We start from the raw sequence: 12,344 nt of genomic DNA on the forward strand, positions 1-12,344 counted from the left end.
CGGCCCGAGGCATTCGGGGAAGCCTCGGGCCGTCGGCGGCGATTCCGGGCCGCTTTGCAGCCGCTAATGCATGCTTTTGGTGCATCGACGCGAGCGCCATGCGTCACTGTGGCACGCTGACCGTCAGCGCTGGCCATGACGTGCCGCGATCGCGGCGACGCCGGCCAGCGTGGCCCGGTCGCTGTCTATCGCCTCGATCCGGATGCCGGCCGAATCCAGCGCAATGGTGTAACTCTCGCGCAGCGACGCGGCGCCGATCAAACGCACCGTGTCGAGCCCGGGGCGAGCCTCGCGCATGGCACGGACTTCCTCACCGATCAGCACGCCCGACAGAAAACTGCCCACCTGCCCCGCTTCCAGCCCTGCATAGAGATGACGACTGCGCGCTTCGAACAGCGCATGCATCACGCCACCGGGGCGACCGGCCCGGGAAATACCCAGCCGGAATGCGGCCTCGTCGAACGGCGACTCGTCGCGGGCAGGCTCTCCCGGGAGGGTGTGAAAGCGCACGGCGTGATAGAGCTCGCCGGTCATCACGGTGGTGAATTCGACCATGCGGCCAGCGTCGAGACGCGCCCACTTGCTGTGCGTACCCGGCAGGCAGCAATCGCCGCTGTCGGTGCCAGCCAGCGCCAGCGCGCCGAACGCCTGGACCTCCTCGCCGCGCATCACGTCGACATGCTCGGGCATGACCTGCTTGACGCCCGGCACGATCCAGACGTTATCGAGCCCCGGCGCGGCCACCACATTGTTCGCCAGATCGGCAGCCGTCACCGGCAGCTCCAGCTGCGGCGCCTCGTGCCAGCCCCGCGCCGACCCCACCATTCCGGCGAGATAGATCGGAACCCGACCGCCTTCGCGCCAATCGTCGGTCTGCGACGCACAATAGTGCGGGAACTCGCTCTGGCTCAGCGCGCGCAGGCCGGAAGCCGAGCGCCGGCTATCCAGCACGTCGCCGCTGGCCGTATCGACCAGAAACGCGCGAAAATTGCTGGTCCCCCAGTCGATGACGATCAGGCGATCGGGCGTGTTGCCGCTCATGCATCGGCCTCGCGTTCCAGCTGATCGGCATAGTGGGCGACCTCGCTCAGCCGCTGCCACTCCTCGACCAGTTCAGCGGCAATCCGTCCGACTTCGTCGGCGCTGCGTCCCGGCTTGTAGAGATTGCTGCCAAACCCGAAGCCAGCCACGCCATGGGCATGCCACTCGCTCATGTTGCTCTGATCGATGCCGCCGACCGCCAGCACCGGCAAACCCTTGGGCAGGATCGCGTTGATATCCTTGAAATAGCCGGTCCCCAGACGGGCCGCCGGAAATAGCTTGAGCGCCGTGGCCCCAGCCTTGGCCGCCGCCAGCGCCTCGCTCGGCGTCATGCAGCCGATCATCGGCGCCAGGCCGTATTCGACACCGGCGCGAATCACTTCCGGGTCGGTATTGGGCGTGATCAGGAGCGGTGCGTCGAGATCGGCCAACCGCTCGGCATGGGCGGGGTCGAGTACCGTACCGGCGCCGATCACCACGTCATCCGGGCAACGCCCGGCGATGGCGGCAATACTGTCCCAGGCCCGTGGCGAGTTGAGCGGGATCTCGATCAGCTTGAAGCCTGCCGTCACCAGCGCGTCGAATACCGCATCGATCTCTTCCGGCGTGATCCCGCGCAGAATGGCCACCAGCGGCCGCTCGCGCAGCGCCGTTTCCAGTGCGAACTTGCGTGTCTCGTTCATGTTGTCTCCTTTACCACTCCGCGACGGAACCATCTTCATGGGTCCAGACGGGGTTGCGCCAGCGGTGACCGACCTTGGAGCGCTCCTCGACGAAAGCCTCGTCGATCTCCACACCCAGTCCCGGCCCCTGGGGAATCGCACAGAAACCGTCCTCGATCGCCAGCGCGTTCTTGTCCACCAGATAATCGAGCACGTCGTTGTCCCGATTGTAGTGGATCCCCATGCTCTGCTCCTGGATGAAGGCGTTGTGGTTGACCGCATCCACGTGCAGCGACGCGGCCAGCGTCAACGGGCCCAGCGGGCAGTGCGGCGCCAGCGCGACATCGAAACAGGAGGCGAGCGTCGCGATCTTCATCCCTTCGCTGATGCCGCCGCAGTGAGACAGATCAGGCTGGACGATATCGACCATCCCTTCGACGAGCAGATCACGGAACTGATAACGCGTGTGCAGCCGCTCGCCGGTGGCGATGGGGTATCCAAGGCCGCCGGCGATGTGCTTGAGACTCGGCAGATGCTCCGGCAGCACCGGCTCTTCGACGAACATCGGGTGATACGGTTCGAGCTCCCGCAGCAGGGCCTTGGCCATCGGTCGATGCACGCGACCATGGAAATCGATACCGATGCCGACATCCGAACCCACCGCATCGCGGGCCTCGGCAACACGCGCGATCGCCTCGTCGACCTTGGCGTGAGAATCGACGATCGCCATCTCGGCGGTGCCGTTCATCTTGAACGCGGTAAAGCCCTGCTCGACCAGTGCCTTGGCACCGGCGCCGACGTCGCTGGGCTTGTCGCCGCCGGTCCACGCGTACATCCGCATCCTGTCGCGACAGGCACCGCCCAGCAACTGATGCACCGGCACGCCGAGATCACGCCCCTTGAGATCCCAAAGCGCCTGATCGATGCCGGCAATGGCACTCATCAGGATCGGGCCGCCGCGATAGAAACCGGCGCGATACATGATGTTCCACAAGTGTTCGATGCGATGCGGGTCCTGACCGATCAGATAATCGGAAAGTTCATGTACCGCCGCCTCGACGGTGGCCGCACGCCCCTCGACCACGGGTTCGCCCCAGCCATAGCAGCCCTCGTCGGTCTCGATCTTGAGAAACAGCCAGCGCGGCGGTACTTGCCAGGTCTTGAGTTGCGTAATTTTCATGGATCACCTGTTGCTTTCAGTTCAGTCGATTCCGGGAAACGCCAGTACGCTAGCGAGCTTGTGTCGGCAGCGGCAGCATGATGGAGGGCGGATTCGCCATCAGATCTTCCATGCCGAGATCGCGGCTGGTCCGTTCCAGCACCGCAAGCGCCGCCTGCACAGCCGTTTCGGGCTGGCGCAGACGGATCGCCTCCATCATCCTCAGATGGCGCGCCATGCTGTCGTCGAGCGCTTTGGCGCTATGGTTGGAACGTTCGACGATCAGCGCGATTGCGGGCTTGAGCACGTGGCTGATCTGTGCCCAGATAAGATTATGGGACGCCGCGAATATCGCTTCGTGGAAGGCGACGTCGTAGTCGTCATGCGTGTGGCCCTGCCAGCGCAGATCGGCCTGTTCGAGCGCCCGGATCATGCCTTCGTAGGCGGTCTCGATGGCGAGCAGATCCGAAGCCGTGGCGTGGGTCGCTGCCAGGCCGGCCACGAACGGTTCGACGGCCACCCGGAAGGCGAAGACTTCCCGCTGCAGCCGCGGGTTGGGCTTGGCATAACGTGCCATCCACGCGCTGACCTGGGGATCGAGCAGATGCCAGGCCGACAGCTCGCAGACCCGGGTACCCTGGCCGGAGACGCGCACCAGCAGGCCGGCATTGACCAGTTTTTGCAGCGCGCTGCGAACCGTACTCCGACTGACGCCGAAGCGCACACAGAGGTCGACCTCCCGCGGAATCGTGGCGCCGATCGCATAGTCGCCACTGAACACAGCCTCGGCGAGAGCTTCGGCGATATCCACTCTGGGGGCGGAGCAAGAACCGGTCACAGGAGAATCTGCTGCCATGGCGATGTTCAACTCAGTGGCGCTTATGTCCGACATAGCTTCTCGCAAGACAGGCGCGTTGGCTCTTAGACCATGGTCATGACCAAGACTAAAGTCGTAGAAGGCTTGATATCGAAATACGCAGACGAAGGCGCAGGCATGGCGAGATCGTGTCTCGAGCGCTCATCGGGGACCAGAACGACGACGCCCCTCCGAGGAGGGGCGTCGTGAGCCGAACCTGACGGTCAACGATAGACCGGCAGGCGCGCGCAGACGGTTTCGACCAGGGTCTTGACCTCGGCTTCCGTCCGGCTGGAGTCGCCCGCCTGCATGGCATCGAGAATGTCGCAGATCCAGCCGGCCAGATCCCGGCATTCCGTTTCACCGAAGCCGCGAGTCGTCACCGCCGGCGTGCCGATACGCAGACCGGACGTCACGAACGGGCTCTGCGGGTCGCCCGGCACAGCGTTCTTGTTGACGGTGATGTGAGCGCGACCCAAAGCGGCGTCGGCATCCTTGCCCGTCAGACCCTGCTTGACCAGCGACAGCAGGAACAGATGGTCTTCGGTACCGCCGGAGACCACCTCGTAGCCGCGTTCGATGAACACGCCGGCCATCGCCTGGGCATTCTTGACCACCTGTTGCTGATAGGTCTTGAACCCGGGGTCCATCGCCTCCTTGAAGCAGATCGCCTTGGCCGCGATGACGTGCATCAGCGGGCCGCCCTGTCCGCCCGGGAAAACGGCGGACTGCAGTTTCTTCTCGATGTCGGCATCGTTCTCGGCCGACAGGATGAGACCGCCGCGGGGACCACGCAGCGTCTTGTGCGTGGTCGTGGTGACCACGTGAGCGTGAGGCAGCGGACTCGGATAGACGCCTGCCGCGACCAGACCGGCGACATGCGCCATGTCGACCAGCAGAAACGCGCCGACTTCATCGGCAATCTCGCGGAACCTGGACCAGTCGATGATCTGCGAATAGGCGGAGAAGCCGGCGATGATCATCTTCGGCTGATGCTCGCGCGCCAGCTTGGCGACTTCGTCGTAATCGATCCGGCCGCTTTCGTCGATGCCGTACTGAATGGCGTTGTAGTGCTTGCCCGAGAAGCTCGGCCTGGCACCGTGGGTCAGGTGACCGCCGGCATCCAGGCTCATCCCCAACACGGTGTCGCCCGGCTTGACCAGCGCCTGGAATACCGCGCCGTTGGCCTGAGAACCGGAGTGTGGCTGAACGTTGGCGTAGGTGGCGCCAAACAGCTCCTTGGCATAGTCGATCGCCAACTGCTCGACCACATCGACGTGCTCGCAGCCACCGTAGTAGCGCTTGCCGGGATAGCCTTCCGCGTACTTGTTGGTCAGCTGCGTGCCCTGGGCCTGCATCACGCGTGGGCTGGCGTAGTTCTCGGAAGCGATCAGCTCGATATGGGCTTCCTGGCGCACGACTTCCTGCTGCATCGCGTCCCAGAGGGCGTCATCGAATCCGGCAACCTGCATCTCTCGGGTGAACATCGACGGGTATCCTCGGCTCGGGGATGGTTCGACTGCCACCGGCGCAAGTCCGGCATCCGGCGGCTCGATCTAGATTTGACGGTCGCAATGATACCCCAGCGCTGACGACCTTTCCCATGAAAGTCCGTCATGCACGGAAGCATAATTTCTCACCTTGGCTTTAGCCTCGGTAAAGCATGCTCGTCCGCGCCACCCGATGTTCCAGGCCCGCCAGCCAGGACGTCTCTCGTGCTTCGCGAACCACGGGCGCTTTCCATCACACCGCTTTCCATCGCCTCAGGTCTCTCCCAGCAGTCGCAGGCTATCCATCGGCGCTTGTCGGCGTGCACCTCGAGACAGCATGAAGCCGATGCCCCCCACCGCTGCAGCACCCAGCACCGGCATCACGCCCCACATCAGCCAGTGCACCCTGGGGGCCAGCCCCAGCCAGCCGTAGATACCCAGCGCCGACGCCTCGGCCAGCGCCGCGCCCATCAGCCCGCTGGCAAACCCGAGCAGCGCGAACTCGGCCCACTGCATGCGCGACAGCGCGCGGTTGCCGGCGCCGAATACCCGCAACAGCGCACCCTCGTGGGCTCGCGCCGGCCGGCTGGCCGTGAGTGCCGCGTAGAGCACGCTGATGCCGGCAAGCAGCACGAACCCCAGCACGAATTCGATGGCTCGCGTCACCTGGACGAGGATCCCCCGGACCTGCTCCAGCAGCGCTTCGACGTTGAGCACCGACACCCCCGGATACTGTCGCACCATCTCGCCAAGCATATCGTTGCTGGCGTCAGGCAGGTGGAACGAGGTGATGTAGCTGTGACCGAAGCCATCCAGCGCACCGGGCGGGAAGATGATGAAGAAGTTGGGCTGGAAGCTCTCCCAATCGAGATGGCGCAAGCTGGTGATGCGGCCGGTCACGCTGTCGCTGCCGATGGTGAACGTCAGCTCGTCGCCCAGCGAGAGGCCGAGCCTCCCCGCCAGCTCCTGTTCGATGGATATCGGAGCCGGGCCATCGCTCGACGGCGCTGCATCGGCGTCGAACCACTCTCCCTCGGTGATCCGGTTGCCCTCGGGCAGCACGGCACGCCAGGTCAGATTGAGATCACGCCTGAGCGCACCATCGGTCTGATGGGCTTCCGGTACCTGCTGCTGCGGCGGCTTGCCATCGATGGCGGTCAGCCGGCCCCGCACCATCGGATAGAGCCCGCTGGAGCTGTCGGCCGCACCCTCGATCAACGATTCGACGCCCGCACGCTCCTGAGGCTGGATATTGATCGCGAAGTAGTTGGGCGTGTCCGCCGGCAGCTGGGCCTGCCAGGTCGTCAGCAGATCGCCACGGACCAGTGCGATGATCGCCATGGCGGCAAAAGTGACCGAAAACGCCAGCAGCTGGCCCAGACTCGCCGTGCGCCGCCTTGCCAACTGACGACCGCCCAGTTGCCACGCTCGAGCCTTCTGGCCTTGCTGCGGCAGGCGAGCCAGTACGCCAAGCAGCAGGTGCAGCATCAATTGCCCCACACCCCACAGCACGACCAGGGCGATCAGGCCGCCCACCAGAATGCCGATCGACAGCACCGGATCGCCGGAATAGAGCCACAGCAGAGCGCCGAACACGAGACTGGCGAAGGCCACCACCAGCCACCCGGACGCCGGGATCGGATCGAGCTCGCGGCGCAGCACTTTCAGCGCGCTGACACGCTTGAGTCGCAGTAACGTCGGTCCGGCGAACCCCACCAGCACCGCCAGCGCGGTCAGCACGCCCATCAGCCACGGCATTCCGCCCGGTGGCGGCAGCTCCAGCGGCAGAAAACGCGTCAGCAGCGCCAGCAGCACCGCCTGCCCGGCAAGCCCCAGCAGCGCGCCGATCGCGGCCGCGACCAGCCCCAGCCACGCCAGTTGCCAGGCAAATAGCTGGCCCAGCTGTCGCTGGGAAGCCCCGAAACAGCGCAGCAATGCTGCCGTATCGAGATGGCGATCGACGTAGCGACGAGTGGCCATGGCCACGGCGACGCCGGCCAGCAATACTGCCGCCAGCCCGGCCAGGCTGAGATATTTCTGCGCGCGCTCCAACGAGCGACCCAGGCTGGGCCGATCCACACGCACATCGCGAATCTCGACACCGGCCTGGCGCAATGCGTCCAGTCGGTTCGAGAGACTGTCGATCGCCGCCGGGGGGCCGGCGGCGAGCAGTTCGTATTCGATGCGCGAACCGGGTCTGACCAGCCCGGTCGCCTCGAGATTCTGGAGATTGAGCATGATACGCGGCGTCAGCCCGGCGAACCCGCCCTGCTGATCGGGTTCACGATCGATCAGCCCCGTGATGGTCAACGACAGCGCCCCAACCTGGACCTCGTCGCCGATGGTGACGTCCAGCAGCTGAGCCAGCCGCGGCGCGATCCAGGCGTTGCCCGGCGGCGGGCCCTGCCCGAGTTCTTCGACACCGTTGCCTCGGTCGACGCGAACCTGCCCGTAAAGCGGGTAATGGTCGTCGACGACCTTGAGCCCGGCCGGCTGGAAGGCGTCCGCCTGACTGACCATCGACACCAGATCGACCTGATCGCTCAACGTCAGACCGGCCTGGCGCAGCTCCTGCCGGAGCCCGTCGTCGAAGGGCTGGCCCTGTTCCAGCACCAGATCTCCGCCCAGTAGCTGGCCGGCCTGACGGGTCAACCCGCGATCGAGCCGGTCAAGGAAAAAGCCGATCATGGTGGTCGCCGCCACGGCCAGCGCCAGCGCCACGAACAGCGCTCTCACGTCGGAGGCCCGCAGGTCACGCCGGAGCCCCTTGAGCGACAGTGCAATCAGATTCATGCCTCGACCCCGTGATGCTGACGCCCGGCCGCCTGCAGCCTGCCGCCCTCGAGCTGCAGACAGCGATCGCAGCGCCTGGCGAGGGCCATGTCGTGCGTCACCAGGATCAGGGTCGTGCCGGACTCGCGATTGAGATCGAAGAGCAGATCGATGATGCGCTTGCCGGTCGTCTCGTCGAGATTGCCGGTGGGCTCGTCGGCGAAGACCAGATCGGGATCGGTCACGAAGGCTCGTGCCACCGCCACCCGCTGCTGTTCGCCACCGGAAAGCTGTTTCGGCAGATGATCCAGACGCGCGCCCAGACCGACACGCTCCAGACATTGACGACTTTTGGTCGCCACGTCTTGCCGTGGAGACAGTTCCAACGGCAACATGACGTTTTCCATGGCGGTAAGAGTGGGTAATAACTGGAAATTCTGGAACACGAAGCCGACGCGACCGGCTCGTAGTGCCGCCCGTCCGTCTTCATCGAGGGCGCTCAGGGACTGACCGAACATTTCGAGCTCACCCGAGCTCGGCGCATCGAGCCCCGCCAGCAACCCCAGCAGCGTCGACTTGCCTGCCCCGGAACTTCCAACGATGGCAACACTCTCACCGCGGTCGACTTCCAGCGCCAACGATTCGAGGATAACGAGCTCTCGTTCCCCGCTTGTTACCCTTTTGCCGAGCTGGTTGGCGTATAAAATTCGCGTTCGTTGATTGTCCGAGGAGTAAGACATGGTGCCTGGTTTCCCTGTGCTTGATATCAAAAGGCCTTTCGCCAGAATGGCGAAGCGCTGTGCAGGTGGCGCACTATTGTTGTGTCTTACCGTGCTGTCGCTGGCACCCGATGCGGCGCGTGCCGACACCATTCTGGTCATGGGCGACAGTCTGAGCGCGGCCTACGGCATCGATCCGCAGGCGGGGTGGGTCAGTCTGTTGAAGCATCGGTTGGATGACGAGCACGAGGTCGTCAATGCCAGCATCAGCGGAGAGACGACATCCGGCGGCTCGGCACGACTCCCTGACATTCTCGGACAATACCATCCCGATATCGTTCTGCTGGAACTTGGCGGCAATGACGGCCTGCGTGGCCTGTCCCCCCAGCAGATGCAGGTCAATCTGGGAAAGATGATCGAGCGTAGCCAGAAGCAGGGCGCCCGGGTGCTGCTGCTGGGCATCGAGGTCCCACCCAACTATGGCCCCGCCTACACCGAGGCCTTTCGCGCCGTCTATACGCAGCTGGCCCGCGACTATGGCGTGACGCTGCTGCCGTTCCTGCTCAAGGGCGTCGATCTCGACAGCATGCTTCAGAGCGACGGGATACACCCCACCGCCGAAGCTCAGCCGATCATCCTCGAAAACGTCTGGTCGAAACTGGCGCCAATGCTGTCGGCCTCGGCGAACGGCAGCGACTGAACTGCCTCGGGACTGAACTGGCCTGGAGACTGAACGGGCTTGGAAACAGGGCCGCCCTCGGCAAGGTTTCCACCGGCTCGCCTCCGCACCAGCATGACATGCGCCCCGTCCCATCTCCCGATTTTGACCAACGTGCTATCGTCACCACCTTGAAAACACTCGCGGCATGGCGAGTCTGGATTCGACAAGGAGGTTGATGATGGAGACAGAAACGGCCCTGGTCGCCGCTTACGAACTCAACGGGCAAGGCGGCGGCGCCCTTCTCAGCGTGCGCCAACTGCGCGAAGCGTGGGCGGATCCTGAACGCCCCCTGTGGATGCATCTCGATTTTCGTCACGAGGATGTTCACACCTACCTCGAGGAGATCGCCGGGCTCGACGAGGCACCGATCGAGGCGCTGCTGGAGGAAGATACTCGCCCCCGCGTTGCCAAGTTCCGTAACGGGGCCGTCACCACGCTGCGCGGTATCAACCTCAATCCTGGCGCCGCGCCGGAGGATCTCATCTCGCTGCGCATCTGGTGCGCCCCCAATCGGTTGATCACCCTGCGCCGTCGGCCATTGAGATCGGTCAGCGACGTGCGTGAACGCATCGATGGCGGCGACGGCGCGCTGTCGGTCCCGGATCTGCTGGCGTGGCTGACCGAGACGCTGGTCGACAAGGTCGGTGATGTCACGCATCAGCTCGACGATCGCCTGGGCGAACTCGAGGAGGACCAACTGAGCGATCGTGAAGTCGATCCCGACGATCTCTCTCGCGTTCGGCGCTCGTTGGTTACCTTGCGGCGTTTCATGGGACCGCAACGGGACTGTCTGGATCAGATGGCACACGGTCCCGAATGGTTGGACGAAGATACCAAGGTGTCGATCCGAGAAAGTGCCAACCAGCTGTCACGCTACGTGGAGGATTTCCACGCCATGCAGGAGCGCGCGCTGATCCTGCAGGAACAGCTCTTCAGCGAACATAACGAGCGCATGAACCAGCGCATGTACATGCTGGCGATCGTGACCACCGTATTCCTGCCTCTGAGCTTTCTGACCGGTCTGCTGGGCATCAACGTGGGCGGCATACCCGGCGCAGACAGCCCATACGGCTTCGTCGTGTTCGTGACGATTACCGCCGTGGTCGGCGGCTGGGTGATGTGGCTGCTCAAACGCAAGCACTGGTGGTGACGCTCAGCGCGCGGCGCGATCCGTGTGACCCAGATCGCGCTCTGGATCGAGACGATCGCGAACCCGGCGCTTGAGCTCCTTGACGTCGGGGAAGCCGCCGTCGCGTTTACGCTCCCATAGCGTTTCGTCGTCGTAGAACACCTCGAAGTGACCACCATGGCTGGGCGCCAGCGCGACCTGCTCGAGATCTTCTCCGAAGGTCTGCAACAGCTCCTGCGCGTACCAGCCGGCACGCAGCAACCATTGGCATTGGGTACAATAGTGAATACGAACACGCGCCATATCGCTCTCTCCTGGGAAGGTTAGCGACATGATGCGGCGCTGAAGCGCCACAACTCAAGCGGAGCGCAGCGCGATTCCGGGCAGCTCATATTCGTCGGATCGGCGGTCGACGCAACGCCTCGGCACCAGAAAGCCATTACTCGGAAAACAGGGAACGTTTTTCATGTCAGCCCAGCAAGCCAGCCTCACTCGCCTTTTCGAGCGCGTCACCGGTGACGAAGATAGTCGCATGTGTCGTGACATCTCCGACGAAGCCTGTCACGAGCAGCCCGGCAACTTCTTCCGCCACCTGATCGCCGCCCTCGGCAACAAGCTGGCGGACGAGCTTTCCAACGCCCGTCTGATTCTCCCCTGGCTGATGGGCGCGATCGGCGCACCGATCTGGATGGTGGGTCTACTCGTGCCCATCCGCGAGGCCGGCGCCCTGCTGCCGCAACTGATGATTGCCGGCTACATCCGCCTGCGCCCTGTCCGCAAGTGGGTATGGGTGATCGGCGGCATCGTCCAGGCGATCGGAGCACTGCTGCTGGCGCTGCTCGCCCTGTTTGGTCACGGCAATTGGGGGGGCATGCTGGTATTGATCGCGCTGACCGGCCTGGCGCTCGGCCGCGGGCTCTCGTCGGTCGCGACCAAGGATGTCCTTGGCAAGACGATTGCCAAGCAGCGTCGCGGCACCTTGATGGGGTGGAGCGCCAGTGTCGCCGGCGCGCTGACGCTGATCGTCGGCGCCGGCATGGTCATTCTGGATGACCAGCCCGGCACCTGGGCGCTGGCGATCCTGCTGTTCGCCGCCGCCCTGGGCTGGGCGTTGAACGCGCTGTGCGCGGCCATGATTCGCGAGACGCCGGGCGCTATCGAAGGCGGCGCCAACGCCTGGGACAGCATCAAGCAGGGCGTCTCTCTGATGCGCCGCGACCGTCGTTTCCTGCACTTCAATCTCTCGCGCGCCCTGCTGCTGTCCAGTGCCCTCGCGCTTCCCTATCTTGCCCTGCTGGGACAGCAGAACAGCGGTACCGATCTGGCCAGCCTCGGCATCCTGATCCTGACTTCCGGGGCAGCCAGCATGATTGCCGGCCCGATCTGGGGGCGACTGGCCGATCGCTCCAGCCGTCGAGTGATGCGCAACAGTGCCATCGGCGCTGCCGTCTGCTGCCTGGCAGGCGCCGCCTGCGTTTGGCTTCCGGCGCCAATACGAACCAGCGTATGGCCCTACGCCCTGATCTATGGCCTGCTGATGATCGCTCACGCGGGGGTCCGCCTGGGCCGCAAGACCTATGTCATCGACCTGTCCGACAGCAGCACCCGCGCGCTCTACGTCGCCTTTTCCAACACCTTCACCGGCGCGCTGATGCTGGTCGTCGGACTCCTGCTCGGCGCGCTGGCGCAATGGCTGGGCAGCGCGGGTCTGATGTTGATGCTTGCAGTGCTGGCGGTCGCGGCGGCCCTGAGTTCGCACGCGCTGGCGGAGGTCGAGACGCCGAGCTGACGTAAA

At 64.5% G+C, this 12,344-nt stretch carries 11 protein-coding genes; 3 read left to right on the forward strand and 8 right to left on the reverse strand.

Features of this window, described 5'->3' with window-relative positions; all coding sequences use genetic code 11:
• Positions 1 to 123: 123 nt before the first annotated feature.
• From BTW07_RS16280 to BTW07_RS16310, 7 genes are all read right to left on the reverse strand, one after another.
• Entirely contained in the window at positions 124 to 1,041 is a 918-nt protein-coding gene (locus tag BTW07_RS16280) for a 2-dehydro-3-deoxygalactonokinase (protein ID WP_083941956.1), read from the reverse strand.
• Entirely contained in the window at positions 1,038 to 1,724 is a 687-nt protein-coding gene (locus tag BTW07_RS16285; protein WP_075571232.1) for a 2-dehydro-3-deoxy-6-phosphogalactonate aldolase, read from the reverse strand. Before BTW07_RS16285 ends, BTW07_RS16280 begins: the two co-directional genes overlap by 4 nt.
• 10 nt (positions 1,725 to 1,734) lie before the next feature.
• Complete coding sequence (gene dgoD, locus BTW07_RS16290) at positions 1,735 to 2,883, reverse strand: galactonate dehydratase (RefSeq protein WP_075571233.1); 1,149 nt, start codon at positions 2,881 to 2,883, stop codon at positions 1,735 to 1,737.
• A gap of 49 nt (positions 2,884 to 2,932) precedes the next feature.
• Complete coding sequence (locus BTW07_RS16295) at positions 2,933 to 3,718, reverse strand: FadR/GntR family transcriptional regulator (protein WP_075571292.1); 786 nt, start codon at positions 3,716 to 3,718, stop codon at positions 2,933 to 2,935.
• Between the two features lie 224 nt (positions 3,719 to 3,942).
• Positions 3,943 to 5,205, reverse strand: coding sequence for a serine hydroxymethyltransferase (gene glyA, locus BTW07_RS16300; RefSeq protein ID WP_075571234.1), 1,263 nt, complete (start codon positions 5,203 to 5,205; stop codon positions 3,943 to 3,945).
• 276 nt (positions 5,206 to 5,481) lie between these two features.
• Positions 5,482 to 8,001 (reverse strand): ABC transporter permease, encoded by a 2,520-nt coding sequence (locus tag BTW07_RS16305; protein ID WP_075571235.1) that lies wholly within the window; start codon positions 7,999 to 8,001, stop codon positions 5,482 to 5,484.
• Positions 7,998 to 8,720, reverse strand: coding sequence for an ABC transporter ATP-binding protein (locus BTW07_RS16310; RefSeq protein ID WP_075571236.1), 723 nt, complete (start codon positions 8,718 to 8,720; stop codon positions 7,998 to 8,000). The genes BTW07_RS16305 and BTW07_RS16310 overlap by 4 nt, the downstream gene beginning before the upstream one ends.
• 46 nt (positions 8,721 to 8,766) lie before the next feature.
• On the opposite strand from BTW07_RS16310, the gene BTW07_RS16315 reads away from it, so the two are divergent.
• Together BTW07_RS16315 and BTW07_RS16320 are read left to right on the forward strand one after the other, a co-directional pair.
• The gene (locus BTW07_RS16315) at positions 8,767 to 9,399 is read left to right on the forward strand and encodes an arylesterase (RefSeq protein ID WP_110661441.1); all 633 of its coding nucleotides are present in this window, start codon (positions 8,767 to 8,769) and stop codon (positions 9,397 to 9,399) included.
• A 199-nt stretch (positions 9,400 to 9,598) separates the two neighbouring features.
• Positions 9,599 to 10,570, forward strand: a complete 972-nt coding sequence (locus BTW07_RS16320) for a zinc transporter ZntB (protein WP_244158416.1) — start codon at positions 9,599 to 9,601, stop codon at positions 10,568 to 10,570.
• A 3-nt stretch (positions 10,571 to 10,573) separates the two neighbouring features.
• On the opposite strand, the gene BTW07_RS16325 is transcribed toward BTW07_RS16320, so the two are convergent.
• The gene (locus BTW07_RS16325; RefSeq protein ID WP_075571239.1) at positions 10,574 to 10,852 is read right to left on the reverse strand and encodes an Rdx family protein; all 279 of its coding nucleotides are present in this window, start codon (positions 10,850 to 10,852) and stop codon (positions 10,574 to 10,576) included.
• Between the two features lie 163 nt (positions 10,853 to 11,015).
• Between BTW07_RS16325 and BTW07_RS16330 the strand changes: the two genes are divergently transcribed.
• Positions 11,016 to 12,338, forward strand: a complete 1,323-nt coding sequence (locus BTW07_RS16330) for an MFS transporter (protein WP_075571240.1) — start codon at positions 11,016 to 11,018, stop codon at positions 12,336 to 12,338.
• The last annotated feature ends 6 nt before the right edge of the window (positions 12,339 to 12,344 follow it).

The organism is Salinicola socius (assembly GCF_001937195.1).
In the GTDB taxonomy this organism is placed as follows: Bacteria; Pseudomonadota; Gammaproteobacteria; order Pseudomonadales; family Halomonadaceae; genus Salinicola; species Salinicola socius.

Coding starts and splice junctions, on each gene's coding strand:
- BTW07_RS16280 (WP_083941956.1), bottom strand. CDS start 1,041: ATGAGCGGCAACACGCCCGATCGCCTGATCGTCATCGACTGGGGGACC.
- BTW07_RS16285 (WP_075571232.1), bottom strand. CDS start 1,724: ATGAACGAGACACGCAAGTTCGCACTGGAAACGGCGCTGCGCGAGCGG.
- dgoD (WP_075571233.1), bottom strand. CDS start 2,883: ATGAAAATTACGCAACTCAAGACCTGGCAAGTACCGCCGCGCTGGCTG.
- BTW07_RS16295 (WP_075571292.1), bottom strand. CDS start 3,718: ATGGCAGCAGATTCTCCTGTGACCGGTTCTTGCTCCGCCCCCAGAGTG.
- glyA (WP_075571234.1), bottom strand. CDS start 5,205: ATGTTCACCCGAGAGATGCAGGTTGCCGGATTCGATGACGCCCTCTGG.
- BTW07_RS16305 (WP_075571235.1), bottom strand. CDS start 8,001: ATGAATCTGATTGCACTGTCGCTCAAGGGGCTCCGGCGTGACCTGCGG.
- BTW07_RS16310 (WP_075571236.1), bottom strand. CDS start 8,720: ATGTCTTACTCCTCGGACAATCAACGAACGCGAATTTTATACGCCAAC.
- BTW07_RS16315 (WP_110661441.1), top strand. CDS start 8,767: ATGGCGAAGCGCTGTGCAGGTGGCGCACTATTGTTGTGTCTTACCGTG.
- BTW07_RS16320 (WP_244158416.1), top strand. CDS start 9,599: ATGGAGACAGAAACGGCCCTGGTCGCCGCTTACGAACTCAACGGGCAA.
- BTW07_RS16325 (WP_075571239.1), bottom strand. CDS start 10,852: ATGGCGCGTGTTCGTATTCACTATTGTACCCAATGCCAATGGTTGCTG.
- BTW07_RS16330 (WP_075571240.1), top strand. CDS start 11,016: ATGTCAGCCCAGCAAGCCAGCCTCACTCGCCTTTTCGAGCGCGTCACC.